27 protein-coding genes are annotated in these 25,163 nt (G+C 65.8%); 15 read left to right on the forward strand and 12 right to left on the reverse strand.

Annotated elements, in window-relative coordinates; all coding sequences use genetic code 11:
- Positions 1-111: 111 nt before the first annotated feature.
- From AC04PT_RS06605 to AC04PT_RS06625, 5 genes are all read right to left on the reverse strand, one after another.
- Positions 112-564 (reverse strand): YaiI/YqxD family protein, encoded by a 453-nt coding sequence (locus tag AC04PT_RS06605; RefSeq protein ID WP_482872809.1) that lies wholly within the window; start codon positions 562-564, stop codon positions 112-114.
- Between the two features lies 1 nt (position 565).
- Positions 566-1,393, reverse strand: a complete 828-nt coding sequence (fghA, locus tag AC04PT_RS06610; RefSeq protein ID WP_482872811.1) for an S-formylglutathione hydrolase — start codon at positions 1,391-1,393, stop codon at positions 566-568.
- Between the two features lie 78 nt (positions 1,394-1,471).
- Entirely contained in the window at positions 1,472-2,401 is a 930-nt protein-coding gene (locus AC04PT_RS06615) for an AEC family transporter (protein WP_482872812.1), read from the reverse strand.
- 132 nt (positions 2,402-2,533) lie between these two features.
- Positions 2,534-3,508 (reverse strand): iron exporter MbfA, encoded by a 975-nt coding sequence (mbfA, locus tag AC04PT_RS06620; RefSeq protein ID WP_482872813.1) that lies wholly within the window; start codon positions 3,506-3,508, stop codon positions 2,534-2,536.
- Positions 3,509-3,583: 75 nt separating this feature from the next.
- Positions 3,584-4,426, reverse strand: a complete 843-nt coding sequence (locus AC04PT_RS06625; RefSeq protein WP_482872814.1) for an isocitrate lyase/PEP mutase family protein — start codon at positions 4,424-4,426, stop codon at positions 3,584-3,586.
- 125 nt (positions 4,427-4,551) lie between these two features.
- Here AC04PT_RS06625 and AC04PT_RS06630 point away from each other — a divergent pair, with 125 nt between their 5' ends.
- Positions 4,552-5,214: a TetR/AcrR family transcriptional regulator gene (locus AC04PT_RS06630; RefSeq protein WP_482872816.1), complete on the forward strand. Its 663-nt coding sequence runs from the start codon at positions 4,552-4,554 to the stop codon at positions 5,212-5,214.
- 91 nt (positions 5,215-5,305) lie between these two features.
- On the opposite strand, the gene AC04PT_RS06635 is transcribed toward AC04PT_RS06630, so the two are convergent.
- On the reverse strand, positions 5,306-5,959 hold the full coding sequence (locus tag AC04PT_RS06635; RefSeq protein ID WP_482872817.1) for a GntR family transcriptional regulator: 654 nt from the start codon (positions 5,957-5,959) through the stop codon (positions 5,306-5,308).
- A gap of 170 nt (positions 5,960-6,129) precedes the next feature.
- Here AC04PT_RS06635 and AC04PT_RS06640 point away from each other — a divergent pair, with 170 nt between their 5' ends.
- The 7 genes from AC04PT_RS06640 to AC04PT_RS06670 all read left to right on the forward strand — a co-directional run bounded on the left by AC04PT_RS06640 (position 6,130) and on the right by AC04PT_RS06670 (position 13,337).
- Positions 6,130-7,209, forward strand: a complete 1,080-nt coding sequence (locus AC04PT_RS06640; RefSeq protein ID WP_482872818.1) for a Gfo/Idh/MocA family protein — start codon at positions 6,130-6,132, stop codon at positions 7,207-7,209.
- A 99-nt stretch (positions 7,210-7,308) separates the two neighbouring features.
- The gene (dctP, locus tag AC04PT_RS06645) at positions 7,309-8,316 is read left to right on the forward strand and encodes a TRAP transporter substrate-binding protein DctP (protein WP_482872819.1); all 1,008 of its coding nucleotides are present in this window, start codon (positions 7,309-7,311) and stop codon (positions 8,314-8,316) included.
- A 34-nt stretch (positions 8,317-8,350) separates the two neighbouring features.
- Positions 8,351-8,911, forward strand: coding sequence for a TRAP transporter small permease (locus AC04PT_RS06650; RefSeq protein ID WP_482872820.1), 561 nt, complete (start codon positions 8,351-8,353; stop codon positions 8,909-8,911).
- Positions 8,908-10,203: a TRAP transporter large permease gene (locus AC04PT_RS06655; RefSeq protein WP_482872822.1), complete on the forward strand. Its 1,296-nt coding sequence runs from the start codon at positions 8,908-8,910 to the stop codon at positions 10,201-10,203. Before AC04PT_RS06650 ends, AC04PT_RS06655 begins: the two co-directional genes overlap by 4 nt.
- Before the next feature lie 78 nt (positions 10,204-10,281).
- Complete coding sequence (locus tag AC04PT_RS06660; RefSeq protein WP_482872823.1) at positions 10,282-11,466, forward strand: Gfo/Idh/MocA family protein; 1,185 nt, start codon at positions 10,282-10,284, stop codon at positions 11,464-11,466.
- On the forward strand, positions 11,463-12,119 hold the full coding sequence (locus tag AC04PT_RS06665) for a hypothetical protein (RefSeq protein WP_482872824.1): 657 nt from the start codon (positions 11,463-11,465) through the stop codon (positions 12,117-12,119). The genes AC04PT_RS06660 and AC04PT_RS06665 overlap by 4 nt, the downstream gene beginning before the upstream one ends.
- Before the next feature lie 12 nt (positions 12,120-12,131).
- The gene (locus AC04PT_RS06670; RefSeq protein ID WP_482872825.1) at positions 12,132-13,337 is read left to right on the forward strand and encodes a Gfo/Idh/MocA family protein; all 1,206 of its coding nucleotides are present in this window, start codon (positions 12,132-12,134) and stop codon (positions 13,335-13,337) included.
- 184 nt (positions 13,338-13,521) lie between these two features.
- Here the strand turns inward: AC04PT_RS06670 and AC04PT_RS06675 are convergent, their stop codons facing one another.
- The 4 genes from AC04PT_RS06675 to AC04PT_RS06690 form a co-directional block, all read right to left on the reverse strand.
- The gene (locus tag AC04PT_RS06675) at positions 13,522-14,217 is read right to left on the reverse strand and encodes an NYN domain-containing protein (RefSeq protein ID WP_482872826.1); all 696 of its coding nucleotides are present in this window, start codon (positions 14,215-14,217) and stop codon (positions 13,522-13,524) included.
- Between the two features lie 31 nt (positions 14,218-14,248).
- Positions 14,249-14,743 carry a GNAT family N-acetyltransferase gene (locus AC04PT_RS06680; RefSeq protein WP_482872827.1) on the reverse strand — a complete coding sequence of 165 codons (495 nt, stop codon included), beginning with the start codon at positions 14,741-14,743 and terminating at the stop codon, positions 14,249-14,251.
- 110 nt (positions 14,744-14,853) lie between these two features.
- The gene (locus tag AC04PT_RS06685; RefSeq protein ID WP_482872828.1) at positions 14,854-15,966 is read right to left on the reverse strand and encodes an S-(hydroxymethyl)glutathione dehydrogenase/class III alcohol dehydrogenase; all 1,113 of its coding nucleotides are present in this window, start codon (positions 15,964-15,966) and stop codon (positions 14,854-14,856) included.
- Between the two features lie 76 nt (positions 15,967-16,042).
- On the reverse strand, positions 16,043-16,480 hold the full coding sequence (locus tag AC04PT_RS06690; RefSeq protein ID WP_482872829.1) for a c-type cytochrome: 438 nt from the start codon (positions 16,478-16,480) through the stop codon (positions 16,043-16,045).
- Between the two features lie 147 nt (positions 16,481-16,627).
- On the opposite strand from AC04PT_RS06690, the gene AC04PT_RS06695 reads away from it, so the two are divergent.
- Both AC04PT_RS06695 and AC04PT_RS06700 read left to right on the forward strand, forming a co-directional pair.
- Positions 16,628-16,876, forward strand: coding sequence for an I78 family peptidase inhibitor (locus tag AC04PT_RS06695; RefSeq protein WP_482872830.1), 249 nt, complete (start codon positions 16,628-16,630; stop codon positions 16,874-16,876).
- Between the two features lie 135 nt (positions 16,877-17,011).
- Complete coding sequence (locus AC04PT_RS06700) at positions 17,012-18,676, forward strand: Y-family DNA polymerase (RefSeq protein WP_482872831.1); 1,665 nt, start codon at positions 17,012-17,014, stop codon at positions 18,674-18,676.
- A 21-nt stretch (positions 18,677-18,697) separates the two neighbouring features.
- Here AC04PT_RS06700 and AC04PT_RS06705 read toward each other — a convergent pair whose 3' ends face one another.
- Together AC04PT_RS06705 and AC04PT_RS06710 are read right to left on the reverse strand one after the other, a co-directional pair.
- A complete protein-coding gene (locus AC04PT_RS06705) occupies positions 18,698-19,936 on the reverse strand; it encodes an aminotransferase class V-fold PLP-dependent enzyme (RefSeq protein WP_482872832.1) in 1,239 nt (412 codons plus the stop codon).
- 6 nt (positions 19,937-19,942) lie between these two features.
- Positions 19,943-20,704: a LamB/YcsF family protein gene (locus tag AC04PT_RS06710; protein ID WP_482872833.1), complete on the reverse strand. Its 762-nt coding sequence runs from the start codon at positions 20,702-20,704 to the stop codon at positions 19,943-19,945.
- A 156-nt stretch (positions 20,705-20,860) separates the two neighbouring features.
- Between AC04PT_RS06710 and AC04PT_RS06715 the strand changes: the two genes are divergently transcribed.
- From AC04PT_RS06715 to AC04PT_RS06735, 5 genes are all read left to right on the forward strand, one after another.
- Entirely contained in the window at positions 20,861-21,739 is an 879-nt protein-coding gene (locus AC04PT_RS06715) for a metal ABC transporter substrate-binding protein (protein WP_482872834.1), read from the forward strand.
- Positions 21,732-22,640 carry a manganese/iron ABC transporter ATP-binding protein gene (locus tag AC04PT_RS06720; protein ID WP_482872836.1) on the forward strand — a complete coding sequence of 303 codons (909 nt, stop codon included), beginning with the start codon at positions 21,732-21,734 and terminating at the stop codon, positions 22,638-22,640. The genes AC04PT_RS06715 and AC04PT_RS06720 overlap by 8 nt, the downstream gene beginning before the upstream one ends.
- Positions 22,637-23,491 carry a metal ABC transporter permease gene (locus tag AC04PT_RS06725; RefSeq protein ID WP_482872837.1) on the forward strand — a complete coding sequence of 285 codons (855 nt, stop codon included), beginning with the start codon at positions 22,637-22,639 and terminating at the stop codon, positions 23,489-23,491. The genes AC04PT_RS06720 and AC04PT_RS06725 overlap by 4 nt, the downstream gene beginning before the upstream one ends.
- Positions 23,488-24,321 (forward strand): metal ABC transporter permease, encoded by an 834-nt coding sequence (locus AC04PT_RS06730; RefSeq protein WP_482872838.1) that lies wholly within the window; start codon positions 23,488-23,490, stop codon positions 24,319-24,321. The genes AC04PT_RS06725 and AC04PT_RS06730 overlap by 4 nt, the downstream gene beginning before the upstream one ends.
- Positions 24,322-24,382: 61 nt before the next feature.
- A complete protein-coding gene (locus AC04PT_RS06735; RefSeq protein WP_482872839.1) occupies positions 24,383-25,144 on the forward strand; it encodes an NAD(P)-binding domain-containing protein in 762 nt (253 codons plus the stop codon).
- Positions 25,145-25,163: the final 19 nt, after the last annotated feature.

Here is a 25,163-nt window from a genome sequence, read left to right on the forward strand (position 1 = left end):
CCGGCCTACGGGGTGCTTTTGTCGGGTGGGGTTTCACGTAGCGGTATGCGCAGGCCTTGACGCTTGGCAAGAGGTCCCGGATCAGGTCCGGGACTGCGGTGGGGCGGGGTGTCAGTGTTGTGCTCTGGCTACCCTGACGGCGCGCTCCAGCGCATCCAGAAACCGTGACCTGTCTGCCTTGGAGAAGGGCTTGCCGCCGCCCTGGCGGAAGGGGTCGGCGGCGCGCAGGTCGGCCATCAGGTCGCGGGTGGCAAGTTTCTGGCCGATGTTGGCGGGGGTGAAGGCCTCGCCGGTGTGGCGCAGCACTTGCGCGCCGGCCTCGACGCATTTGGCCGCCAGGGGAATGTCGCCGGTGACCACCACGTCGCCGGGGCCGGCGCGACAGGCGATCCACATGTCGGCGACATCCGGGCCGTCGGGGACGATCACCACCTCGACCGCCGGGTTCTGCGACAGGCGCAGCCCGCCGTTCGACACCAGGTACATCTGCAAGCCGTGGCGGGTGGCGACCTTTTCGGCCTCGGCCTTGACCGGGCAGGCGTCGGCGTCGACATAGATCGCCACGTCAGCTCCAGAGCTGCTCGGCGTGGAAGATCACGTGTTCCTCCATGAAACTGGCCACGAAGAAATAGGAGTGGTCGTAGCCCTTCTGCATCCTGAGCACGTGTTCGACGCGCTTTTCGGCCATGGACTGGGCCAGTGCTTCGGTCTTCAGGAGGTCGCCGAACTGGTCGTCGGTGCCGGTGTCGATCAGCACCGGTACGTCGATCCCGTCCTGCCGCATCAGGCGGCTGGCGTCGTGGGCTTCCCAATCGGCGTCCTCGCCCAGGTAGGCGGTGAACTGCTTGCGGCCCCAGTCGCTGTCCGACGGGTTGCAGATCGGCGAGAAGGCGGAGACCGAGACGAAGCGGCCGGGGTATTTCATCGCCAGCGTCAGCGCGCCGTGGCCGCCCATGGAATGGCCGGTGATCGCCTGGGCCTCCTCTTCCAGCGGGAAATTGGCGAAGAGGACGCGGGGCAGCTCTTCCATGATGTAGGTTTCCATGCGGAAATTGGGCGCCCAGGGGGATTCGGTGGCGTCGATGTAGAAGCCGGCGCCCTGCCCGAGGTCATAGGCGTCGTCATTGGCGATCCCATCGCCGCGGGGCGAGGTGTCGGGGAACACCATGGCGATGCCGGCCTCGGCGCACCAGGCCTGGGCACCGGCCTTTGTCATGGCGTTTTCATGGGTGCAGGTCAGACCGGAGAGATACCAGATCAGCGGCACCGGCCCGTCCTCGGCCTGCGGGGGCAGGTAGAGGCCGAAGGTCATGTCGCATTTGCAGGCCTCGGAGGCGTGGGTGACGACGAGCTGCTGGCCCCCGAAGGCGCGGTTCTGTGCGGTGATGTCCATGGTGGTCCCTCCTGGGTCTGCGACGACGCCTCTGGCGGGCGTATTTGGGGAAGAGAAGAAGACCCCGGGCGGCGGGTGTCAAGCGCCGGTGATCCAGGCGATGACGTAGGGCAGGGTCAGGATCGACAGCGCGGTCGAGATCAGGATCGCCGCCGAGACCCTTTGCGGCGCGACGCCGTAGTGCTGGGCGAGGATGTAGACGTTGCCGGCCACGGGCAGCGCGGCGGCGGAGACCACGATGGTGGCCGAGAAGGCATCGACCTCGAAGACGTAGAGCACCGCAAGCGCCACCGCGATCGGGTGCAGCACCAGCTTGCAGAAGCTGAGCCAGCCGGCGATCTGCATCCGTTCGGCGGATTTCGACGCCAGCGAGGCGCCTATGGCGAAGAGCGCGCCGGGCGTGGCCGCGCCGCCGAGAATGAGCAGGAATTCGTTGGCCGGACCGGGCAGCGGGATGTCGGCGGCGGCCCAGGCGAGGCCGAGGCTGATCGAGACGATCATCGGGTTCTTCAGCAGCCCGAGGCCGACGGTGCCGAGGATCGCCAGCGACATGCGGCCATCGCGGGCACCGGTAATCAGGATCACGATCAGCGAGGAAAACACGATCAGATCGACGGCGAGGGCCAGCATGCTGGGCCCGATGGCCTGTTCGCCGAACAGCAGGACAAACATCGGAACGCCGAGAAAGCCGGCGTTGCCGATCACCGCGCATTGGGCTTCGACCGCGGTCTGTTCGATCCCGATGCCGCGGATCAGGCCGACAAGGGTGGCGACGAGGTAGATCGCGGTGGTGCCGGCGAGATAGGCGAGCACCAGCTGGGTGTCCCAGATCTCGGCCAGCGAAAGGTTGGCGGAAAACCTGAACAGCATCGCCGAGAGGGCGAAGTAGAAGACGAACTTGGTGAGATATGCGGTGGCTTCCTCGGAAAAGAACCGGGTTCGGCCGGCGCCGTAACCAAGCGCGATTATGGCGAAGAAGGGCAGGGTCTTGAGGAAGATGGGCAGCATGGGCACCGCATAGCATGTGGGGGGGCGGGGTCAATTTGGATCTGCGGGTGGGTGCAAGGCCGGCGGCGCGGCCACGGGGGGCGTGGGCGATGAGGTCCCGGCGCGGGGGCCGGGACCGCGGGGCGCCTGGGGCTAGCCGGAGCCGATCAGGACGCCGGCGGCGAATACCAGCGCGCCGCCCAGCACCACCTGAAAGGCGGCGCGGAGCATCGGGGTTTCCATGTACTTGTTCTGGATCCAGGCGATGGCCCAAAGCTCGACGAAGACCACGAGGATGGCGATGGTGGTGGCGGTCCAGAAGTCGGGGATCAGGTAGGGCAGGGCGTGGCCTAGCCCGCCGAGGGTGGTCATGACGCCCGAAGCGATGCCGCGTTTGACGGGCGAACCACGACCGGAGAGTTCGCCGTCGTCGGACGCGGCCTCGGTGAAGCCCATCGAGATGCCGGCGCCGACCGAGGCCGCCAGCCCCACGAGGAAGGTGGTCCATGTGTTCTGGGTGGCGAAGGCGACCGCGAAGATCGGCGCCAGCGTCGAGACCGAACCGTCCATCAGCCCGGCCAGTCCCGGCTGCACCCATGTCAGGATGAACTGACGGTGCGCGCTGGTATTTTCCTCGCTGCGCGCCTCGGGGTCGAGATGCGCCTCTTCCAGACGCTCGGCACTGTGCTGATGGCCGGCCTCGGCGGCGGCAAGGTCGCCCAGCAGCTTGCGGGTCTCGGCGTCGGAGGTGCGCTTGGCGGCCTTGAGGTAGAAGCGTTCGGCGTCACGCTCCATATTGGCGGCTTCCTCGCGCATCCGTTCGAGCCCGAGGTTCTCGACCAGCCAGACCGGCCGGCGGGCGTAGTAGCCTGCGACGTGTTCGCGGCGGATCAGGGGGATGACCTCGCCGAAGCGCCGCCGGTGCAGGTCGATCAACTGCTGGCGGTGGCTGTCCTCTTCCTCGGCCATGCCGTCGAAGACGCGGGCGCTGTCGGAGAAATCGGCGCGCAGGCGCTCGGCGTACATGCGGTAGATGCGGGCGTCGTCCTCTTCCGAGGAGATGGCCAGCGCCAGCACCTCCTGTTCCGAGAGATCGGAGAAATGCCGGCGTTGTGTCAGGAATCGCATCGCTGCCCTCGCGCTGGGTTTAGAATTGTTCTAAAGATATGCGTTGGACCGCGTCGGGCAAGAAGATTGTTGCGCTCAGTTGCGGCTGGGTGGCCGTGTGTCGGACATCAGGGCAAAAACCTCGTCGTTGCCCATCGCCTCGGCGGCGTAGGTGAAGGTGCCCTCGTCCAGAACTTCGCGGCCGGCGCGTTGCAACGCGCCCAGAGCGGCCCGGGCGAAAGAGCCGCCGACGCTGATGCGGCGCACCCCGGCCTCGGCAAGCTGAGATACGGTGAAGGCCTTGCCTTTCAGGCCCATGACCACATTGACCGGCTTGCTGACGGCGGCACAGACGGTGCGGATCGCGGCCAGGTCCGGCAGGCCGGGGGCATAGAGCACATCGGCGCCGGTCGCTTCGAAGGCTTGCAGCCGGGCGATCGTGTCTTGCAGGTCGGGGCGGCCCCAGAGGTGGTTCTCGGCCCGGGCGGTGAGCAGGAAGGGCTGGCCCCGGGCGGCCTCGGCCGCGGCGGCGATGCGATCGGTGGCCAGCGCGATGTCATGGATCGGATCGGCGGGATCGCCGGTGGCGTCCTCGATAGAGCCGCCGACAAGGCCGGTGGCGACGGCGTCGCGGATGGTGCGGGCGCAGGCCTCGGGGGCGGAGCCGAACCCGTCTTCGAGATCGGCGGTGACCGGCAGGTCGGTGGCCGCGACGATGGCACGGGCGTTGGCGAGGATCTCGTCGCGGGTCAGGCTGGCGGCGCTGTCGCGCTTGCCGGCGGCGAAGGCGTATCCGGCACTGGTGGTGGCCAGCGCGGCATAGCCCAGCGCGGTCAGGATGCGGGCCGATCCCGCGTCCCATGGATTGGCGACGACAAAGGCGCCGGGGCCGTTGTGCAGGCGGCGGAAGGTCTGGTATTTCTGCTGCTGGTCGGGCATGGGCGGACCCCCTTTTTGCCCCTGAGTAGCAGCGCGCAGCCGGGTCACGCAACGTCGCAGCCGGGCGGCGGCCTGTTGAAACTGAACCGAACGGTCTATACTTCTGGGGAAAGAACGGGTGAGACATGGGTGCAGACGCCAAGCTGGCACAGGCCGCAGAGGCCGGACAAATCCGCCGCGGACGCAAGTTCGATCAGGTGCTTGAGGGCGCGCGCGACGTGTTTCTGGCACAGGGGTTCGAAGGCGCTTCGGTCGACGATATCGCCCGGGTGGCGGGAGTGTCGAAGGCGACGCTGTACAGCTATTTCCCTGACAAGCGGCTGCTGTTCACCGAAGTGGCGTCCTGCGAATGCGGTCGCCAGGCCGAACATGCGCTGACCCATGTCGACATGTCGGCACCGCCGCGGCAGGTGCTGCTGCAGGTCGGGCGGCATTTCCTGAGCTTCATCCTGTCGGATTTCGGCTTGTCGATCTTTCGCATCTGCGTCGCCGAGGCGGACCGGTTTCCGGACCTCGGGCGGCAGTTCTACAATTCCGGCCCTGCGGTGATGAAGGGTGCGGTGGTGGCCTACCTGAAGGCCTCGGCGGCGCGCGGCGAGCTTCGGATCGAGGATTACGAATTGGCGGCGGAGCAGTTTGCCGAGCTTTGCAAGTCGGACCTCTGGCCGCGGCGGGTGTTCAACGTGGCGGAGGGATTCTCGGAGGAGGAGGTCGACCGGGTGCTGCACGGCGCGGTCGAGACCTTCATGGCGCGTTACGGCGCCCGCACCGAGGGCGCCACAGGCTGAGCGGGAGGTCCCGGATCAGGTCCGGGACTCGATTTCCGCATGGCCGACAGACAGATCGGGATTGCGCTGGCGGACGGCAATGATTGAGCCGCTAGAATGCCGCCAGGGTGTGTTCAAGGCCCTTGTCGATGTGCGTTTTCAGCGTCTCGGCGGCGGTGTCGATGTCGCGGGCGAGGGCTGCTTCGAAAACCTTGCGATGCTCTGCGACCGCCTCTTCGCCGCGATGGGTCAGGACCAGCATCTGATAGCGCAGGTACTTGTCATAGAGCACCGAGTGCAGGGAAAGCAGGTTCTTCGAGCCGCAGGCCTCGATCAGGGCAAGGTGGAATTCCCAGTCGTAGCGCTTCCAGTCCTCTTTCTGACTGTCGTCACCGTCGAGCATCTTTTGCTCCATCAGGTGCAACTTGTGGTGCGCCGCGACGAGGTTGCCCTCCCAGTCGGTGTCGCCGTTTTCGATGGACAGCCGCAATGCGTGGCATTCCAGCAGAACGCGGAGGTTGGCGATTTCGATCAGGTCCTCGCGAGAGACCGGTGTCACGAAGAAGCCGCGCTGATCCTGCGCGGCGACGAAACCTTCGCTGGCCAGCCTGTTCAGGGTTTCGCGCAGGGTGGACATCGACGCTGCATAGCGTTCGCGCAGACCGTCCAGCTTCAGTTTCGATCCCGGTGCGAGGGTACCGAAGATGATGTCGCGCTTGATGCGCTGGTAGGTCGATGCGCCCACGGCGTTGAGCGATTTTGCCATCAAATTTCGTCCGTTAGCCCTTGAGTGTTCCGACAAAGTATCCGAACGCAATGCTGACCGCAATTCTGAAAATTATATGCGATAGATAAAAATATCAGACATTATTGACTTCGTGTGTTGATAGCGTAAGTTGCGCGACGAACGGATTCGCGAGGCGGAAAGGTCAGGACATGTCACAGAGAACGCAGATTGCGATTGCAGGCTTTGGTCTTGTCGGTCGTCGCCATGCCGAGGTTGTCAGGCGTGCGCCGGACATGACGCTTTCGGCGGTCGTTGAGCCAAGTCCGGAAGGTCGGGCCGCGGCGACGGCGCTTGGCGTGCCGGTATACGCCTCGCTGGACGAGATGCTGTCATATTCCAGACCGGACGGCATCATCCTCGCAACGCCCACGCCGCTGCATCTGGAGCAGGGGCTGACCTGCATTGCTGCCGGCTGCCCGGTCCTGATCGAAAAGCCGATCGCGGTCACGTCCGAAGAGGCAAGGCAACTGACCGATGCGGCGGAGAGGGCCGCTGTCCCGCTTCTTGTGGGGCACCACCGGCGGCACAACGGGATGGTCAAGGCCGCGAAACAGGCGTTGGAGGACGGCGCCGTCGGGGACATTCGCGCGGTTCAGGCAACCTGCTGGTTCTACAAGCCCGACTATTATTTCGACGTCGCCCCGTGGCGCAGGGAAAAAGGCGCCGGGCCGATATCGGTCAATCTTGTCCACGATGTCGATCTGTTGCGCCATTTCTGCGGTGATGTCACCTCGGTTCAGGCTGTGGCGGTTCCGTCGCGCCGCGGTTTCGGGAACGAAGACCTTGCGACGGCTATCCTGAAATTCCGGTCCGGAGCGATCGCGACGATTTCCGTCTCCGACAGCATCGTCGCGCCCTGGAGCTGGGAGATGACGGCCCGCGAAAACCCGGCTTACCCGGCGACATCCGAAAGCTGCTATCTGATCGGCGGTTCCGAAGGTGGCCTGTCTCTGCCTGATTTGCGGGTCTGGAGCCACCCGGACGCGCCGGACTGGTGGACCCCGATTTCGGCGAAAAACCTGACCTGCAAGCGGGATGATCCGCTTGTCGTTCAGATGGAGCATTTCGCAGCCGTCATCGCCGGGCGCGAGACACCCCTGGTGTCGGGGTCGGAGGGGCTGAGATCTCTGGAAGTCGTCGAAGCCGTTGCCCTGTCCGCCGAATCCGGGCGCGAGATTGCACTTGCATTGGAGGCCGAAACTGACGCAACGCAAATTGCCTGCGGATAGCAAATATATCTGGTATTTTGCAAAATATATCTCAAACTGGAAAACGTCGCCATAAATACTGAAGCGCCCGTGGGGCGCAAAACCTAAGGGAGGACTCTCATGATGAAACTTACACGGCGGGCCGCGATCGCGTCCGTGGCAGCGCTTGGTCTTGCTGCTTCCGCGATGTCTGCGGCGGCTGACAGTCACAAGATGACATTCACACTGGCCACGTCAGGCTCCGAAATGGACCAGCGCTCTGTCGCGATGGCAGAGGTGTTCGCGCCCATGGTGGCGGAGTTCGCTGACTACCAGCCCGGCTACAACGGCACGCTCTTTGCGCAGGGGACCGAACTGGAGGCCATCGCAGGCGGGAACCTGACGATGTCCATCGCCTCGGCGCAGGAACTGGCACAGTTCTTCCCCGAGTTTTCGATCTTTGCCACGGGTTATGTCCATCAGGACGCGGCGCATCAGGTGCGCGTGTTCAACGACCCTCTGATGGACCCCTTCAAGCAGACGGTCGAGGATGAACTTGGCGTCAAACTGTTGTCGGTCATGTACCTCGGCCGCCGTCACGTGAACCTGCGCCAGACCCGTGACGAGCTTGAGGTGATGACGCCGGCCGATCTGGAAGGCGTGAACCTGCGGATGCCGGGCACCGATGCGTGGCAGTTCCTCGGCTCGGCGCTGGGCGCATCGCCCACCCCGCTGGCCTTTTCGGAGGTGTACACCTCTCTGGCTTCGGGCGCGATTGACGGTCAGGACAACCCGCTGCCGACCGTCGTCGACCAGAAGTTCTATGAGGTGACCAAGCAGATTGCGCTGACCTCGCACCTTGTCGACCTGAACTACATCGCCTTCTCGAAAGAGACATGGGACAGCCTTGATACTGACCAGCAGTTGACGGTTCAGCGTGCCGCGGATGCCGCCGCCGCCTATGGCCGACTGAAGCAGCTTGATAAGGAAAACAACCTGGCTGATTTCATCCGCAGCAAGGGCGTCGAGATTTATACGCCCGATCTGGATGCCTTCCGCTCGCATGTGCAGGCCCAGTACGTCGGCAGCGAAGTTGCCGCAGCTTGGCCCGAAGGCGTGCTCGAGCGCATCAACGAACTGGGAAACTGATCCGAGCAGTCCCTAGAGCCGCGGGAGAGCGAGCATGAGTGTATTTCTCAAATGGTTCACCCGCGGCGCAGAATTCATCGCCGCCATGGCCTTGGCGGCGATTTTCGTCACGTTCCTGCTGCAGATCCTTTTCCGCTACGTGCCGTTTCTTGAACCGATCGGCTGGTCGGTTGTCCTGATTTCGCTTCTGTGGGTGTTTGTCATCTTCTTCGGTTGCGCCTTCGTGGTGCGCGAATCCGATCACGTGACCTTTGACGTGCTGTACCTTGCCGTGCCGCGCCCCGTGCGGAAGGTGCTGGCCCTGATCACCGCCGTTCTGATGATTGCCGCAATGCTCTATTCCCTGCCGGCCGTGTGGGACACGGTCTTTGCCAATCGGTTGATGGACCTCAAGAAAATCCAGACGATCCGGATGCCGATCACAGGGGACAAGATCGCCATCAAGTGGCTGTTCGCCCCCTTCGTGATGCTGATGGTCGTGGTCACCATCCGCTATGTCTGGCGCATCTACACCGTGCTGCGATTTGGGCCGCCCAACACGGAAATCGGGGCGCTGCTGGAGGGCGAGACAGACAAGATGGAACCGCGCGAATGAGCATCGAGCTGATTTGCGGCATGATCGCGCTGTTCGGCATGGCGGCGATCGGCACGCCCGTTGCCTATGCGATCCTCGTGGGCGTTCTGGTCTATCTCGGCGTCTCGGGGCAGGACCTTGCGATTGCCGGAACGACGATGGTGCAGCGGCTGTTCGACGGGTTCCTGCTGCTGGCGGTTCCGCTGTTCATCGCGTCGGCCAACATCATGAATGCCGGGTCGATCTCGGACCGGCTGCTTCAGTTCTGCATCGCGCTGGTGGGCCGCTTCCGGGGTGGCATGGGGCATGTGAACGTGGTGGCCAGCCTGATATTCTCGGGCATGTCCGGATCGGCCGTGGCCGACGCCGCCGGGATCGGCAAGATCATCATCGACATGATGGTCAAGAGCGGGCGCTACACGCGCGGTTACGCGGCGGCCATCACGGCGGCAACCGCCACCATCGGGCCGATCATCCCGCCGTCGATCCCGATGGTGCTGTATGCGCTGGTCTCAAATGCCTCGGTCGGCGACTTGTTCCTTGCCGGGATCGTGCCGGGGCTTGTCATGGGCATCGTCCTGATGGCGATGAATACCGCGATCTCGCATCGGCGGAATTTCGGGCAGGAAGAGGCCGTGCCAATGCGCGAATTGCCGGGGCTGACCGTGCGGGCCTTTCCGGCACTGCTGATGCCGGTCATCCTGCTGGGCTGCATCTATTCCGGCGTGACGACACCCACGGAGGCGGCGGCCATTGCGGCCCTTTACGCGCTGATCGTGGCGGCCGGTCTCTATCGCGCCATCAAGATCAGGACGCTTTACGAGATCTTCGTGGAAAGCGCGCGGTCCGCGGCCTCGGTCGGCCTTGTGATCGGCGCGTCGATGATCCTGACCTACATCGTCATTCAGGAGAACATCCCGCAGGCGATTTCGAGCAGTTTCGCGGGGGCCGACATCAGCCCGCTGATGTTCATTCTGCTGGTCAACGTGCTTGTGCTGCTTCTGGGGTGCATTCTGGATGCCACGGTGATCATCCTCGTGATCATCCCGCTTTTCATTCCCACCTGCCGCGAACTGGGCATCGACCTTGTCCATTTCGGCGTGCTGATCGTTGTCAATTCGATGATTGGCCTGATCACGCCGCCCTATGGCATCCTTCTTTTCGTCATCAACGCGGTCACCGGCATCCCGCTGAAGGAAATCATCCGCGAGATCTGGGCCTTCCTTGCCGTTCTGCTGGGGGCGCTTCTGCTCATGATACTGTTCCCCGGCATCGTGCTGTGGCTGCCGAGGCTGTTCGGGTACCAGGGATGAGGCGTGCTGTGAACAAAGGGGCCGCAGCGAGGGGATTTCGCCCGCCCGTCTTTCGAAACCACCACCCACAGGAGAACGATGAGTGACCCCGCGAAATCCTTCCGGGTCGGTCTGATAGGGACCGGTCGCATCAGCGACATCTATCTTACGAACATCAAGGGATGCGCCGGCGTCGGGATCACCGCCTGCGGAAGCCTGAACATGGATGAAAGCCGCGCCAAGGCAGCCGATCATGGCGTGCCGCGGGTGATGGCACCAGAGGAAATCATTGCCGATCCCGACATCGACGCGGTGCTCAACCTGACCGTTCCGGCGGCGCATGCGGCGGTCAGCCTTGCGGCGCTTGAGGCCGGCAAACACGTCTATTCGGAAAAACCCTTCGTTACCGATCTTGCGGACGGGCGGCGCATTCTGGAACGCGCCGCTGCCAAGGGACGCAAGGTCGGCAACGCACCTGACACGTTTCTTGGGGGGCGGTGGCAGACCCTGCGCAAGTTGCTGGACAGCGGCATTATCGGTGAGCCGCACAGCGTGTCGGCCTTCGTGCCGACCAGCGGGGTCGAGCGGCATCACCCCAACCCGGATTTCTATTACGCCGAGGGCGGCGGCCCGCTTCTGGATCTTGGCCCCTATTACCTTGCGGCGCTGGTGTTCTGCCTTGGTCCGATCGCGCGTGTCGCGGGCATGGGACGTCGGCGGGAAACGGCGCGGAGGATCGAAAACGGGCCCCGCCACGGCCAGATGATGCCGGTGGAGGTCGACACCCACTGCCTTAGCCTGATCGAATTCGAAAGCGGCGTCACCGGCCAGATGATGGTGAGCTTCGATGTCTGGGACAGCGAAACCCCCCGGCTGGAAATCTACGGCACCGAAGGCACGCTGTGCATCCCCGATCCCGATCCGGGCGACGGGGCGAACATCTTTCAGGGGCCGGTCTGGCTGCGGACCCGCGACACCGCGCGCTGGACGAAGCGCCCGCGCCCCGACGCCCCGGCGCAATGGCAGGCGGCCGAGAATACCCACGGGCTGAACTTTGACGCCCGCGGGGTGGGGCTGGCAGATCTGGCGTGCGCCGTCCGCGAAGGGCGCGAGCCGCGTGCCAGCGGCGCGCTGAGCCTGCACCTGTGCGAGGTGATGGAGGGCATGACGCGAAGCCCCGGCCTTGGCCGCTTCGTCGAAATCGAAAGCACCTGCACCCGCCCGCCCATGCTGGCCGAGACCTCCGAGCCCGGCCTGAATGTCGATCTGAGGGTTGCGCCATGACCATCGAGACACTGACCATCGGCGACCCGTTCTTCCGGCTCCGCGTGTTGAGGAACGAGGACCGTCACGCCATCGCCGGCAGGACAATCGTTCTGAACCTTGCGGAACGGCCGCTTCGCGTACGCGACCAGTCGCTTGGCGCGCTGCAATCGGTGATCCTGAAGGACACCGACATTCGCGACGTGGCCCATGCTGTACTGATCGAGGGGGTCGACGATCATGCGGACGAGGGCGCGCTGCTGGCCCGCATCCGGGACACGTGGCCTTCGGCCTATCAGGTGCGCGGCGAAGAGCGCCTGCGCGGGGTGGCGCATTACATGTCGCCCAAGGTCTGGATCGGGCAATTCGGCTTCACGCTCTACCATTCGGCCTCGGTGCCGCTGAACGTCGGGCTGCACCGCGATCATGCCTTCTGCCCGGTGCCGGGGTTTCGCGAGGTGCACACCCAGATCATCGGTTTCGGCAAGATGCAGCAATGCCGCGCGCGGGATGTGGCGACGCTTTATCTTGAAGAGCCGATGGCCCCCGGCGCGACCCACCGCCCGATGTATGACGCCCAGGGCAACTATCCCTGGCACCAGTACGAGACGATCACGCCGTCGGTCTTCATGGCGGTCGAAATGCTGCCCGAGGGCGTGATGCCACCCGCATGAAGGAGGTCTGCCATGCTGTTACCTGAGACGATTGATTTTGACGGCAGTTTCCCCCGGCTCAGCCGTCGCCTGCGTCTGGGCGTGGTCGGCGGCGGGCGCATTTCTGGGATGCAGGCCACGGCCGCGCGCCTGACCGATCGGTGGGAGGTCGCGGCAGGCGCGTTTTCCTCTGACCCGGTGCGCGCCCGGGCGGCCGCGGCCGAATGGTATCTTCCCGAGAGCCGCTGCTATGGCTCTTACGCGGACATGGCGACCGCCGAGGCCGCCCGCGAAGACGGGGTGGACGCGGTGATGATCACCACGCCGAACCACCTGCACTTCGACTGCGCCAAGGCCTTTCTGGAGGCCGGGATCGATGTGCTTTGCGACAAGCCGCTGACCAACGAGGTGGCAGAGGCCGAGGCGCTGGTGGAATTGGCTGACGAGACAGGCTGCGTCTTCGGGGTGTCCTACGTCATGTCCTGCTTTCCGATGATCCGGCAGGCGCGCGAGATCGTGGCAGGCGGCGGGATCGGTCGGATCAACCAGATCCACGTCGAGTTCATGCAGGACTGGATGACGCCCGACGACGTGGCCGATGCGCCGCATGTGAAATGGCGGCTTGATCCGGCGAAATCGGGCAAGACCAGCTGCGTAGGCGACATCGGCACCCATGCTGCGCACCTTGCCAGCTTTGTCAGCCATCTGGACCTGACCGGGTTGCGGGCCGAATTCCACGTTTGCGGCGCACCGAAACCGCTGGAGGACACGGTCTTTGCCTGGACACGCCACGGCGACGTGCCGGGAACGCTGATGGCCACGCGGCTGGCGCCCGGCAATCGCGGCGGCCTGCGGCTGCGGGTGTTCGGCTCGGACGGCGGTCTGGAGTGGGACCTCGAAGATTGCGACCGGCTGAAGGTCAACCGTTTCGGTGAACCAGACCGTGTCCTCAGCCGCGGCCATGGTCACGGCGTGTCGGCCGCCACCGAGCGGCTTGTGCGCACCGCGCGGGGGTTCCCCGAAGGCATCATCGAGGCCTGGGGCAATCTTTACACCGAGTTCGCCATGGCTGTCGCCGCGCGCCGCGACGGCCGCGACCTGCCTGCGGGATGGCTTGGTCTGCCGCGTGTGGCCGATGGCGCCGAAGGCGTCAGGTTCATCGACGCCTGCGTGCGGTCGCACGAAGCGGCGGGATGCTGGGTTGAGCTGGCTTGCGCCGATGGTGCACGCGATATCTGATGTCTTGAGATGACCGACACCGTCGGCCGCTCAGGGGGCGCTGCCCCCTCGGCCCTTGGCCTCACCCCCGGGATACTTGTGAACCAGAGAAGACTCGGGGACGACGCTGCTGCTTCATCTTGCCGGATAAACTCCGGGGTGAGCCCGCAGGGCGAGGGGCAGCGCCCCTTTCTTTCTTTCAGGCTCAGTCGACGCGCCGCACCAGCAGCTGGTTGCCGGCGCCCTTGCGGGTCTCGAAAACCTTGAGCTTGGCCACGAGGTCGCTCAGCTTGCGGTGGCCGTAGCTGCGGGTGTCGAAGTCGGGATTGGCGGCGGTGATGAACTGGCCGATCTGGCCCAGGGTGTACCACTCGTCGTCCTGCTCGATCCCCTCCATCGCCTTGAAGATCAGGTTGCGCGCCTCGTCGAGCGAGCGACCGCTAGGGGTAGCCTTGGGTTCGTCTTCTCCGATGTTTTCGAGGAAGATGAAGCGTTTACAGGCCTTGCGGAAGGCTTCGGGCGTCTTGCGCTGGCCGATGCCATAGACCGCGAGGCCCTGTTCGCGGATGCGACTGGCGAGGCGGGTGAAATCGCTGTCCGACGACACCAGCACGAAGGCGTCGAAGCGGCCCGAATGCAGGATGTCCATGGCATCGATCACCAGCGCGATGTCGCTGGCGTTCTTGCCCACGGTGTTGGCGGGCTGGTGGTGCGGGACCATGCCGAATTCGGCCTGCACCCGCGACCATCCGGCCATCTGCTGTGAGGAGAAATCGCCGTAGCAGCGGCGCACGGAGGCCTCGCCCAGGGTGGCGATCTCGTCGAAGATCGCCTTGGTGTACTTGGGAGAGGTGTTGTCGGCGTCGATCAGGACGGCGAGCAAGGGGGTTTTGTCAGCCATGGGTTCCATATGGGCCACGGGTGCGGCTCCGTCAAACCAAAGTCTTGTACATCACCAGCGCGTCGACATGACCGTCGGTCGGGTGCCGGAAGGCGCCGGGCAGGCGGCCTACCACATCGAAGCCGGCCCGCTGCCAGGTTTCGATGGCGCGGATGTTGGTCGCGACGACGAAGTTGTACTGCATGGCGCGGTAGCCCTGCCGATGCGCCTCTTCCAGCGAAAACGTCAGCATCTGCCGCGCCACGCCCTTCCCTCGCGCCGCCGGGCTAGTGCAATAGCCGGCGTTGCAGACATGCGAACCGCCGCCGGTCTGGTTCGGTCGAAGATAGAAGCAACCGAGGTCTTGCCCGTCTTCCGAGGCGATCCAGACCTGCGCCGCCGCAGGCCAGAAGTACGCCAGCCCTCCGGCCATGCCGCCATTGGGATCGGCGCAGAAGGTATCGCCGGCCTCGACGGCCGGTTTCAGGATCTGCCAGACCCGCGCATCGTCCTCTCCGCGCCGGGCTTCCTGGATCGTGACTTCCATTCATCCCACTCCTTAGGCCTAGTCTACGCCACCCCATGCGCACCACGTGACAAAGGGGACCGCAGCCCCCCTTTGTCGGTAGGATGGGTGCTCGGCACCCATCGCCTGCGTCAGTAAACCACGACCGAACGGATCGACTTGCCCTCGTGCATCAGGTCGAAGCCCTTGTTGATATCCTCGAGCGGCATGGTGTGGGTGATCATCGGGTCGATGTCGATCTTGCCGTCCATGTACCAGTCGACGATCTTGGGCACGTCCGTCCGGCCCCGCGCGCCGCCGAAGGCGGTGCCGCGCCAGACCCGGCCGGTGACCAGCTGGAACGGCCGCGTCGCGATCTCGGCCCCTGCCGGCGCGACGCCGATGATGATCGATTCGCCCCAGCCCTTGTGCGCCGATTCCAGCGCCGTGCGCATGACGTTGACGTTGCCGGTGGCGTCGAAGGTGTAATCCGCGCCGCCCTTGGTAAGCTCGACCAGATGCCCCACCAGATCGCCGTCGACCTCGGACGGGTTGACGAAGTCGGTCATACCGAACTTGGTGGCCATGTCCTTCTTGTCGTTGTTCAGGTCGACGCCGACGATCTGGTCGGCGCCGGCCAGCCGGAGCCCCTGGATTACGTTCAGGCCGATGCCGCCGAGGCCGAAGACAATGGCGCGGGCGCCGATCTCGACCTTGGCGGTGTAGATCACCGCGCCGATGCCGGTGGTGACGCCGCAGCCGATGTAGCAGACCTTGTCGAAGGGTGCGTCCTTGCGGATCTTGGCGAGGCTGATTTCAGGCAGCACGGTGTAGTTCGAGAAGGTCGAGCAGCCCATGTAGTGCAGGATCGGCGTGCCATCGAGCATCGAGAACCGCGAGGTGCCATCGGGCATCACGCCCTTGCCCTGGGTGGCGCGCACCTTCTGGCAGAGGTTGGTCTTGGGGTGCAGGCAGTATTCGCATTCGCGGCACTCGGCGGTGTAGAGCGGGATCACGTGGTCGCCGACCTTGAGGTCCTTGACGCCGGGGCCGACCTCGACCACCACGCCGGCGCCCTCGTGTCCGAGGATCGCCGGGAACAGCCCTTCGGGGTCTGCGCCCGAGCGGGTGAATTCGTCGGTGTGGCAGATGCCGGTGGCCTTGATCTCGACCAGAACCTCGCCCTCTTTCGGGCCGTCGAGGTTCACCTCCATGATCTCCAGCGGTTTGCCGGCCTCAAGGGCCACGGCGGCTTTGGTGCGCATTGTCTCGCTCTCCCTGCGTCAGATTTCGCAAGACCCTGTGGCAAAGCGGGCGCGGGATCAAGAGCGGAGAATGGCTTTACTTGTCGATGCGATAGTCCTCGTGGCAGCTGCTGCAGGCGCGGCCGATCTGCGGGATGCCGGTCTTGAGCGCGTCGAGGCTGGAGGTGTCCAGGGCAGCCGCTGCCTGTTCCAGCGCTTCCGCCTCGGCGGTGAACGCGTCCCAATCCTGCCAGATGTCCGGCAGCGCTTCGCTTTTGGGATCGGCGGCGGGGGTTTTGAAGACCTCGGGGATGGCGGCGGCGCGGGCCAGCAGCTTGTCGCGTGCGGCGGCGGCCTGTTCGGCGTCGAAGGGAGCCATGCCGCGGGCCATGCCGGCCAGCGTCTTGACCGCCGTGCCCAGTGCAGACATGCCTTCCATCCGGGCCATGACGTCCGGGTCCTTGACGCCGTTGTGGGCCAGCGCGGCCGTGGCGAGAAGGGCAGAGAGGGTAAGGGCGGTGAGAGTGGATTTCATCGGGAAGGCCTTTGGTTGGGTCGCTTTGGCCGCAAGGTGGCGCAGGCCTGTGGCGGGTGCAACCGGTCGGTCTTCACGATCGGGGGAACTTCGCCGGGACCCGGCGGTTTTCCTTGCATGACTTTGGGGGTGCCTATGCGGAATTTCGTGATCAGTGTCTGTCTTGCGGTGCTGGCGGGTTGCGACGGGGTCGCGCCGATCGGCGAGGACGGGATGACCTGCGGTGCGGACCGGTTTGCCGAGCTTGAAGGCCAGCCGGTGACGGCGGCCGAGGCGGTGCCCGAGCCGAAGCGGATCATCCGTCCGGGCGACGTGGTGACGCTGGAGTTCAACCCGGTGCGGACCAACGTGAAGGTGGATGCGGAGGACGTGATCACCGGGGTGTACTGCGGCTGACGGCTTGGCCCTGCCGCGGCGGGCTCGGCGCCGCGCTGGGCAACCGCTGACTGTTTCCGACCAAAGCCGCCCTGCCTCGACTCCTTCGTGCGCCGGTGCTACCATGGAACAAATAGCGAACAAGCTGCCTGTTCCATGTCCCGCCGCCGTATTCTCTCTCTCTGGTTTCCCCGTCTCGGGGCCGAGCGCCTGTTGCGCCGTCTGCGCAGCGAGCCTGCCTTGCAGGACGCGCCGTTCGCGGTGGTTGAAGACGTGGGCAATACCCAGATCCTGTCGTCGGTCTCGGCGGCGGCAACGGCGGAGGGAATCTTCAAGGGACAAGCGTTGCGCGATGCCCATGCGGTTTCGGCCCGGCTGCGCACGGCGCGGCGCAACCGGCAGGCCGAGGCGGGGTTTCTGGATGCGCTGATGCGCTGGGCCGGGAAGTTCAGCCCCTGGGTCACGGTGGATGGTGACGACGGGCTGCTGCTGGATATCACCGGCTGCGCGCATCTGTTCGGTGGTGAGGCCGGGCTCTGCCGGCAGCTGGCCGAGGAGACCGCCGACATGGGGCTGACCGCGCGGATCGGGCTGGCCGACAGCCGCGGCGGGGCCTGGGCGCTGGCGCGTTATGCCGGGCGCGGGGCGGCGGCGGCGCGGTCGGGCGACGACATCGACCAGGAGGCGCCAGCGACGCGGTCGCGGGCCGGCAAGCGCCGCCACTGGGAGCGTGGCGGGGCAGCACCGGCTGCGCGGCAGGCCGAGGCAGGCACGGGTGGCGTTGCCGCACCGGGCCAGACGCGGACGGCGCTGGCGGGACTGCCGGTGGCGGCATTGCGGCTGGATCCCGAGGTGGTGGCACAGCTGGCGCGGCTGGGGTTGCGGGTGATCGGCGATCTCGCGGGTCAGCCGCGGGCGGCGCTGGCGCGGCGTTTCGGGCAGGCGCTGGTGCTGCGGCTCGATCAGGCGACCGGCGCGGTGCCGGAACCGCTGTCGCCGGCGGCGCCGCCGTTCCGGTTTGCGGTCAGGATGACCTTGCCCGAGCCGATCGGGCTGGAACAGGACATGGCTGCCGGGCTCGACCGGCTGCTGGCGCGGCTGGCGCAGTTGCTGCAGGACAAGGGGCAGGGGGCGCGGACGCTGCGGCTGCAGGCATACCGCACCGACCACACCATGCAGGCCATCGAGGCGCGGCTGGCGCGGGCCTCTCAGGATCCGGACCGGCTGCGGCCGCTGCTGGCGATGAAGCTGGGTGATATCGACGCCGGGTTCGGCATCGACATGCTGCGGCTGGAGGCGGTGCAGGTCGAGCCTTTGGCGCTGCGCAGCGCGGTCGGCCACCTGGCGGCCGGCGCGGCGGTGAACGCGCGGCTGGCGGCGAACACGGCGTTGGACGACCTGATCGGGCGGCTGGGGGCGCGGGTCGGCATGGAGGCGATCACCCGGCGCCATCCCGGCGACAGCCACATCCCGGAGAAGACCGAGCAGGTGCTTGCCGCCGCCTGGTCCGAGCCTGCGGCGGCCTGGCCCCGGGGCGGGCTGTCACGGCCGTTGCGGCTCTGGCGGCCCGAGCCGCTGATCGCGGCGGATCGGCCGCTGCCGCCGGCGCGGTTTCGCTGGCGCGGGCGCGATCTGCACCTTGCGGCGGCAGAGGGGCCCGAGCGGATTGCGCCGGAGTGGTGGCTGGACGATCCCGACTGGCGCACCGGCCAGCGCGATTACTGGCGGGTGACCTGCGCCGAGGGCGACCGGCTGTGGCTGTTCTTCGCCCATGGTGCGACCATGTCGCCGGGCTGGTTCTGCCATGGCAGTTTTGCGTAGGATGGGTGCTGAGCACCCATCCTACATGTCCTTCATCGCGGCGAGAAAAGCCGCCACCTCGGCCAGCGAATTGTAGTGGCACATCGAAACCCGGATGCAGGAGGGCTGGCCCAGCGGATCGAGGATGTTGCCGGAATAGTGATCCGCCTTGCGGGTGTGGGTGCGGATGCCTTGCGCGTTGAGGGCGGCAACGATTTCTTCCGACGCGGTGCCGTCGCGCCAGAAGCTGACGAGACCTTCGCGCGCCGGGTTGTCAGCGCCACCGACGATCTGCACGCCCGGCAATTCGGCGAGGCCGGGCAGGTTGCCGGTGCCGTGCAGCATGGCTTGCGTCAGCGCCTGTTCGTGATCGTGGATGGCGGCGCCGGCGGCGAGGATACGGTCGCGGCGCGCCTCTGCGTCCGAGACCTGTTCCCCCAACCAGTCGAAGTAGTCCACCACGTCGGAGAAGGTGGCATAGGCGCCGGTGTCGCGGGTGCCGAATTCCCAGTTTTCGTCCGGGCCGCCCTGAAGCCCTTCGAGCCGCAGCTTCGACGCCCGGTCCGAGACCCAGGCGATGCCGTAGCCATGGCGCGAGAACACCTTGTAGGGCGAGATCACGTAGCCGTCGATGTCGTAGCTGTCGATGTCGATCAACCCGTGCGAGGCATGCTGGATGCCGTCGACGAAGATCAGGCAGTCGGGGGCCGTGGCGCGGATGGCCTTGACGATGCCCGGCAGGTCCATCGCCATGCCGGTCACCGGCGAGGTGTGCAGGATGGTGGCGACGGTGGTGTCCTCGGTGACGTGGGCGGCGTAAGCCTCGGGGGTGGCGAGGCCCCGGGCATCGTCATGCGGCACGGCGATATAATCGCGGCCCGACACATGCGCCCATTTCCGGGCGGCAGAGCGCGAGGCCGGGTGCTCGACGGTCGAGCCGATCACCGGGCCCTGGCGGGAACCGAGGATCATGGCGCGGAGCAGGCGGAAGGTAAGCTCGGTGCCCGACTCGCCCACGAAGAATTGTCCCGTGGACGCGCCGAAGAAGGTGGCCATGTCGGATTTGGCCGTTGCGATGGCGTCCATCAACGCGTGGGCGGCGGGGTTGTCGCGGCCCTGATTGTCGGGGATGGCGGCGAACCGTGTTGAGGTTTCGACCACCGAGTTGAGGGTCAGCGCGCCGCCGGCGTTCTCGAAAAAGATGCGCGGGCCCTGAAAGGGGCAGGTGTCGACATGGGCAAAGCGGGCGCGCACCTGCGCGAGAAGGGTGTCGGGGAACATGGGGCCTCAGTCGAACTGGCGGATGGTGATGCCGGAGGATTCCAGCGCGGCGCGGACAGAGGCCGCCAGCTCGACCGCTTCGGGCGTGTCGCCGTGCAGGCAGATGGTGTCGATCTTGGCTGGGATGTGCTTGCCCGACTCCGTGATGATGGCGCCGGCCTTGACCATCTCGGCAATGCGCGGCCCGGCGCGGTCGGCGTCATGGATCACGGCGCCGGGTTTGGACCGGTCGACCAGCGTGGCGTCGTCGTTGTAGGCGCGGTCGGCGAAGATCTCGCCCACCCAGCGGTCGCCCAGCTCTTCAACGGCGGCCTGTTGAGCGGTTTCCGCAAGCACCATGATGCGGGCCTCCGGCGCGACCTTGATCGCCGCACGATAGCAGGTCAGCGCGAGGTCGCGATCTTCGGAGCACATGTTGGCCAGCGCGCCGTGCAGCTTGATGTGGCGCACCTCGCCCCCGGCGGCGCGGGCCATGCCCTGCGCAGCGCCGATCTGGTAGGTGACGAGGTTGGACAATTCCTCCGACGACAGTTTCAGGCGGCGGCGGCCGAAACCGCGCAGGTCCTCGAAACCGGGGTGGGCGCCGAGGCCGACGCCGTTCTTCACGGCCAACGCCATGGTTTTTGCCATGGTGTCGGGGTCGCCGGCATGGAAGCCGCAGGCGATGTTGGCCGAGGTGATGGTGTCGAGCAGCGCGGTGTCATTTCCCATGACCCACGGCCCGAAACTTTCGCCCATGTCGGCGTTGAGATCGACGCGGAGGCTCATGCTCATATCCTGTGGTTTGCGGAGGTTTCGGGCAGCATAGGCAGCGCGGCCGGGGGTGCAAGGGGGCCGATCTTTGTTGAGAATGGTTCTTAATTGCATTGACATCCGGGGCCGGGGCCGCATATTGGCGCAGAGGACCCTGAAGGAGAATACGCGATGTTGAGAGCTGCGATTGCCGCACTGACGCTGGCTGTTGGCGGGCCGGTGGCGGCACAGGATTTCAAGGTGGTGACGACCTTCACGGTGATTGCCGACATGGCGCAGAACGTGGCCGGCGACGCGGCGAAGGTGGTCTCGGTCACCAAGCCGGGCGCCGAGATCCACGGCTATGAGCCGACGCCGCGCGATCTGGTGGATGCGGTGGATGCCGACCTTGTGCTGTGGAACGGCATGAACCTCGAACTGTGGTTCGAGCAGTTTCTGGGCAACCTCGGGGACAAGCCGTCGGCCACGGTCAGCGAAGGGGTCGAGGAGATCCCGATTGCGGAGGGATCCTATGAGGGCAAGCCCAACCCCCATGCCTGGATGTCGCTGGATAACGCGCTGATCTACGTGGACAACATCCGCGACGCCTTGGCCGAGCACGACCCGGACAACGCCGAGACCTATTCCGCCAATGCTGCGGCCTACAAGGAACAGATCACGCAGGCGATTGAACCGCTGCGCGAGTTGATCCAGACCGTGCCGGAAGACCAGCGCTGGCTGGCGACCTGCGAGGGCGCGTTTTCCTATCTGGCACGGGATTTCGGGCTGAACGAGGTTTACCTCTGGCCGATGAACGCCGACCAGACCGGCACGCCGCAGCAGGTGCGGCGGATGATCGACACGATCCGCGCCAAGGAAATACCGGTGGTGTTCTGCGAAAGCACGGTGAACACTGATCCGGCGAAACAGGTCGCGCGGGAGACCGGTGCGCGGTACGGCGGCGAGCTTTACGTGGACAGCCTGAGCGAAGCGGACGGTCCGGTGCCGACCTATCTGGACCTTCTCAGGGTGACGACCGAAACGGTGGTGAACGGATTGACCGGTGGCTAGGATCGAGACGGCTGAGTTCGACACGGCGGGGCTTTGGGTCCGCGATCTTGCGGTGACCTATCGCAACGGGGTGACGGCGTTGAAATCCGCGTCCTTCGCGGTGCCACGGGGGTCGATCGCGGCCCTCGTCGGCGTGAACGGAGCCGGGAAATCGACGCTGTTCAAGGCGATCATGGGGTTCCTGCCGGCCTCGAAGGGCGAGATCGGCATTCTCGGGCAGGGGGTCGCGGCCTCGCTGAGACAGGGGCTGGTGGCCTATGTGCCGCAGGCCGAGGAGGTCGACTGGACCTTTCCGGTGCTGGTCGAGGACGTGGTGATGATGGGCCGCTATGGCCGGATGGGGATGCTGCGCATCCCCTCGGCCAAGGACAAGGCGGCGGTCAAGGCGGCGCTCGACCGGGTCGGGATGCAGGGCTATCGCAAGCGCCAGATCGGCGAGTTGTCGGGCGGCCAGCGCAAGCGGGTGTTCCTGGCGCGGGCGCTGGCGCAGGAGGGCCAGGTGATCCTGCTGGACGAGCCTTTCACCGGCGTCGATGTGCAAACCGAGGAGGCGATCATCGCGCTGCTGCGCGAGTTGAGGGCCGAGGGCAAGGTGATGCTTGTGTCGACGCACAACTTGGGTTCCGTGCCCGAGTTCTGCGATCAGGTGGTGCTGGTGAAAGGCACGGTACTGAACTACGGCCCGACCGAAGAGGTGTTCACGCGCGAGAACCTCGAGGCGGCCTTTGGCGGCGTGCTGCGGCACTTCGTCCTCGGCGGCGCCGACCTGCATGACGATGAGGACACGCGGGCGGTCACCATCCTGTCGGACGACGAGCGGCCTTTCGTGATGTACGACGATCAGGCGCGGACCCAGCACGCGGCCGAGGACGCGGCGAACGACAACGGGGACGAGACGTGAGCACGCTGCTCGAGCCCTTCGCCTATGGCTACATGACCAACGCGATGTGGGTCTCGGCGCTGGTCGGCGCGGTCTGTGCGTTCCTATCGGCCTACCTGATGCTGAAGGGCTGGTCCCTGATCGGTGACGCGCTTTCGCATTCGATCGTGCCGGGGGTGGCGGGGGCCTATATGCTGGGGCTGCCGTTTGCGCTGGGCGCCTTTCTGTCGGGCGGTCTGGCGGCAGCGGCGATGCTGTTCCTGAACCAGCGGACCGGGCTGAAGGAGGATGCGATCATCGGCATCATCTTCACCAGCTTCTTCGGGCTGGGGCTGTTCATGGTGTCGGTCTCGCCGGTGTCGGTGGACGTGCAGACCATCATCCTTGGAAATATCCTTGCGATCACGCCGGAGGACACGCTGCAACTGGCGATCATCGGTTTCGTGTCGCTGGCGGTGCTGCTGTGGAAATGGAAGGACCTGATGGTGGCCTTCTTCGACGAGACACATGCGCGGAGCATTGGCCTCAGGCCCGAGCGGTTGCGGTTCGTGTTCTTCGTGCTGCTGAGCGCCTCTTGCGTGGCGGCGTTGCAGACGGTGGGGGCCTTTCTGGTGATTGCCATGGTGGTGACGCCGGGCGCCACCGCCTATCTGCTGGCGGACCGGTTTCCGGTGCTGCTGACGATCAGCGTGGCAATCGGCGCGGTAACGTCCTTCGTGGGGGCCTATGCGTCCTATTTCCTTGATGGCGCGACGGGCGGGATCATCATCTGCTTCCAGACGGCACTGTTCCTGCTGGCGTTCTTCTTTGCGCCGAAGCACGGGTTGCGGGCGGCGAAGGCCCGCGCGGCCGAGGCGCTGCGGGAGGCGTGATGGACCAGCTGGCGATGCCGTTCCTGTTTCCCTTCATGCAGAACGCCTTTCTGGTGGCGCTGCTGCTGGCGCCGCCGACAGCGATCCTGAGCTGCTTTCTGGTGCTCAAGGGCTGGTCGCTGATGGGCGACGCGGTGAGCCACGCGGTGCTGCCCGGCGTGGTGCTGGCCTACATGCTGGGCATTCCGCTTATCATCGGGGCCTTCGTGGCCGGGATGACCTGTGCGCTGGCAACGGGGTATCTGAACGCCAACAGCCGGGTGAAGCAGGACACGGTGATGGGGGTGGTGTTCTCGGGGATGTTCGGCCTGGGAATGGTGCTTTACGTCAAGGTTCAGACCAACGTGCACCTCGATCACATCCTGTTCGGCAACATGCTGGGGGTCGGCGCGGCGGACCTGTGGACGGCGGGCATCGTGGGGGCGTTCGTGACCTTCGTGCTGGTGCTGAAATGGAAGGACCTGCTGCTGCATGCCTTCGATCCGGCGCAGGCGCAGGCCATCGGGTTGCCGGTGGGCTGGTTGCACTACGGCATGCTGTCGATCCTGTCGCTGACCATCGTCGCGGTGCTGAGCGCGGTGGGGCTGATCCTGGCGATCGGGCTGCTGATCTCACCCGGGGCGATCGCGTTCCTGCTGACGCGGGAGTTCCGGCACATGCTGGCGGTGGCCGTGGGGGTGAACCTGACGGCGATGCTGGGCGGGGTCTATGCGAGCTTCTGGCTGGACAGCGCACCGGCGCCGACCATCGTGCTGATGCTGACGTTATGGTTCATCGGCGCGTTTCTCTGGCGGCAATGGCGCAATGCGCGGCGGGAACGGACTGTATGACGGCGCCGGCGGTGGCGCTTGCGGGAATGCGGGAGCCTCCGGCGGGAGTTTTTCCGGCAAGATGAAGCGGGAGGAGCGTGACATGGCGCGGGTCGGGTTTATCGGAACGGGGCATATTTCGGCGCCGATGGCGCGGGCCTTGGCGCGGGCCGGTCATGAGGTGAGGGTGTCGGAGAGAAACCGCGAGACCTCGGCCAGGCTGGCGGCGGCGGGTCTGGGGATCACGGTGGCCGAGAACCAGGCCGTCGTGGAGGGCAGCGAGGTGGTGATCCTGTGCCTGCGTCCGGGGGTATGGCGCGAGGTGGTTTCGGCATTGGCCTTCCGGGACGGACAGCAGGTGGTGTCGGTGATGGCCGGGGTGTCTCTGGCGGAGTTGGGCGAGGTCTGCGCGCCGGTGACGCGGCTTTCAGTGACGATCCCCTACGGCTTTGTCGAACATGGCGGCTGTCCCTTGCCGGTGGCGGGGGACGCAGGCGCGATGCAGGCCCTGTTCGGGCCGATGAACCCGGTGTTGCCGGTGGCGGAGGATGCCATTCCGGCGCATTTCGCGGCCTCGACGCTGGTGACCGGGGTGCTGCAAATGCTGGAAACCGGGGCCGGCTGGCTGGCAGGCCGTACCGGAGACGCGGACGCGGCCGAGCTTTACGTGGCGCGGCTGGTGACGGGGTTTCTTCAGAGCACGCCGCTCGACCGCGCCGGTCGGCTGGCCGAGGAAAAGTGGGCGCTGGCCTCACCCAAGACGCTGAACAGGCAGATGGTGGAGGGCGTGGGCCTGGGCGACCTGCCGGAGGTTCTGGCGCGGATCGAGCGCAGCATGGACTAGGCCTCACGATTGACCGGTG

The organism is Litorisediminivivens sp. KMU-197 (assembly GCF_056858395.1).

Excerpts from the sequence above, each read along its gene's own strand:
- AC04PT_RS06660 (WP_482872823.1), top strand. The coding sequence starts at position 10,282 with ATGAGTGACCCCGCGAAATCCTTCCGGGTCGGTCTGATAGGGACCGGT.
- AC04PT_RS06685 (WP_482872828.1), bottom strand. The coding sequence starts at position 15,966 with ATGCGCACCAAAGCCGCCGTGGCCCTTGAGGCCGGCAAACCGCTGGAG.
- AC04PT_RS06690 (WP_482872829.1), bottom strand. The coding sequence starts at position 16,480 with ATGAAATCCACTCTCACCGCCCTTACCCTCTCTGCCCTTCTCGCCACG.
- AC04PT_RS06705 (WP_482872832.1), bottom strand. The coding sequence starts at position 19,936 with ATGTTCCCCGACACCCTTCTCGCGCAGGTGCGCGCCCGCTTTGCCCAT.
- AC04PT_RS06625 (WP_482872814.1), bottom strand. The coding sequence starts at position 4,426 with ATGCCCGACCAGCAGCAGAAATACCAGACCTTCCGCCGCCTGCACAAC.
- mbfA (WP_482872813.1), bottom strand. The coding sequence starts at position 3,508 with ATGCGATTCCTGACACAACGCCGGCATTTCTCCGATCTCTCGGAACAG.
- AC04PT_RS06650 (WP_482872820.1), top strand. The coding sequence starts at position 8,351 with ATGAGTGTATTTCTCAAATGGTTCACCCGCGGCGCAGAATTCATCGCC.
- AC04PT_RS06655 (WP_482872822.1), top strand. The coding sequence starts at position 8,908 with ATGAGCATCGAGCTGATTTGCGGCATGATCGCGCTGTTCGGCATGGCG.
- AC04PT_RS06615 (WP_482872812.1), bottom strand. The coding sequence starts at position 2,401 with ATGCTGCCCATCTTCCTCAAGACCCTGCCCTTCTTCGCCATAATCGCG.
- AC04PT_RS06665 (WP_482872824.1), top strand. The coding sequence starts at position 11,463 with ATGACCATCGAGACACTGACCATCGGCGACCCGTTCTTCCGGCTCCGC.
- AC04PT_RS06680 (WP_482872827.1), bottom strand. The coding sequence starts at position 14,743 with ATGGAAGTCACGATCCAGGAAGCCCGGCGCGGAGAGGACGATGCGCGG.
- AC04PT_RS06640 (WP_482872818.1), top strand. The coding sequence starts at position 6,130 with ATGTCACAGAGAACGCAGATTGCGATTGCAGGCTTTGGTCTTGTCGGT.
- dctP (WP_482872819.1), top strand. The coding sequence starts at position 7,309 with ATGATGAAACTTACACGGCGGGCCGCGATCGCGTCCGTGGCAGCGCTT.
- AC04PT_RS06670 (WP_482872825.1), top strand. The coding sequence starts at position 12,132 with ATGCTGTTACCTGAGACGATTGATTTTGACGGCAGTTTCCCCCGGCTC.
- AC04PT_RS06635 (WP_482872817.1), bottom strand. The coding sequence starts at position 5,959 with ATGGCAAAATCGCTCAACGCCGTGGGCGCATCGACCTACCAGCGCATC.
- AC04PT_RS06715 (WP_482872834.1), top strand. The coding sequence starts at position 20,861 with ATGTTGAGAGCTGCGATTGCCGCACTGACGCTGGCTGTTGGCGGGCCG.
- AC04PT_RS06735 (WP_482872839.1), top strand. The coding sequence starts at position 24,383 with ATGAAGCGGGAGGAGCGTGACATGGCGCGGGTCGGGTTTATCGGAACG.
- AC04PT_RS06630 (WP_482872816.1), top strand. The coding sequence starts at position 4,552 with ATGGGTGCAGACGCCAAGCTGGCACAGGCCGCAGAGGCCGGACAAATC.
- AC04PT_RS06675 (WP_482872826.1), bottom strand. The coding sequence starts at position 14,217 with ATGGCTGACAAAACCCCCTTGCTCGCCGTCCTGATCGACGCCGACAAC.
- AC04PT_RS06700 (WP_482872831.1), top strand. The coding sequence starts at position 17,012 with ATGTCCCGCCGCCGTATTCTCTCTCTCTGGTTTCCCCGTCTCGGGGCC.
- AC04PT_RS06710 (WP_482872833.1), bottom strand. The coding sequence starts at position 20,704 with ATGAGCCTCCGCGTCGATCTCAACGCCGACATGGGCGAAAGTTTCGGG.
- fghA (WP_482872811.1), bottom strand. The coding sequence starts at position 1,393 with ATGGACATCACCGCACAGAACCGCGCCTTCGGGGGCCAGCAGCTCGTC.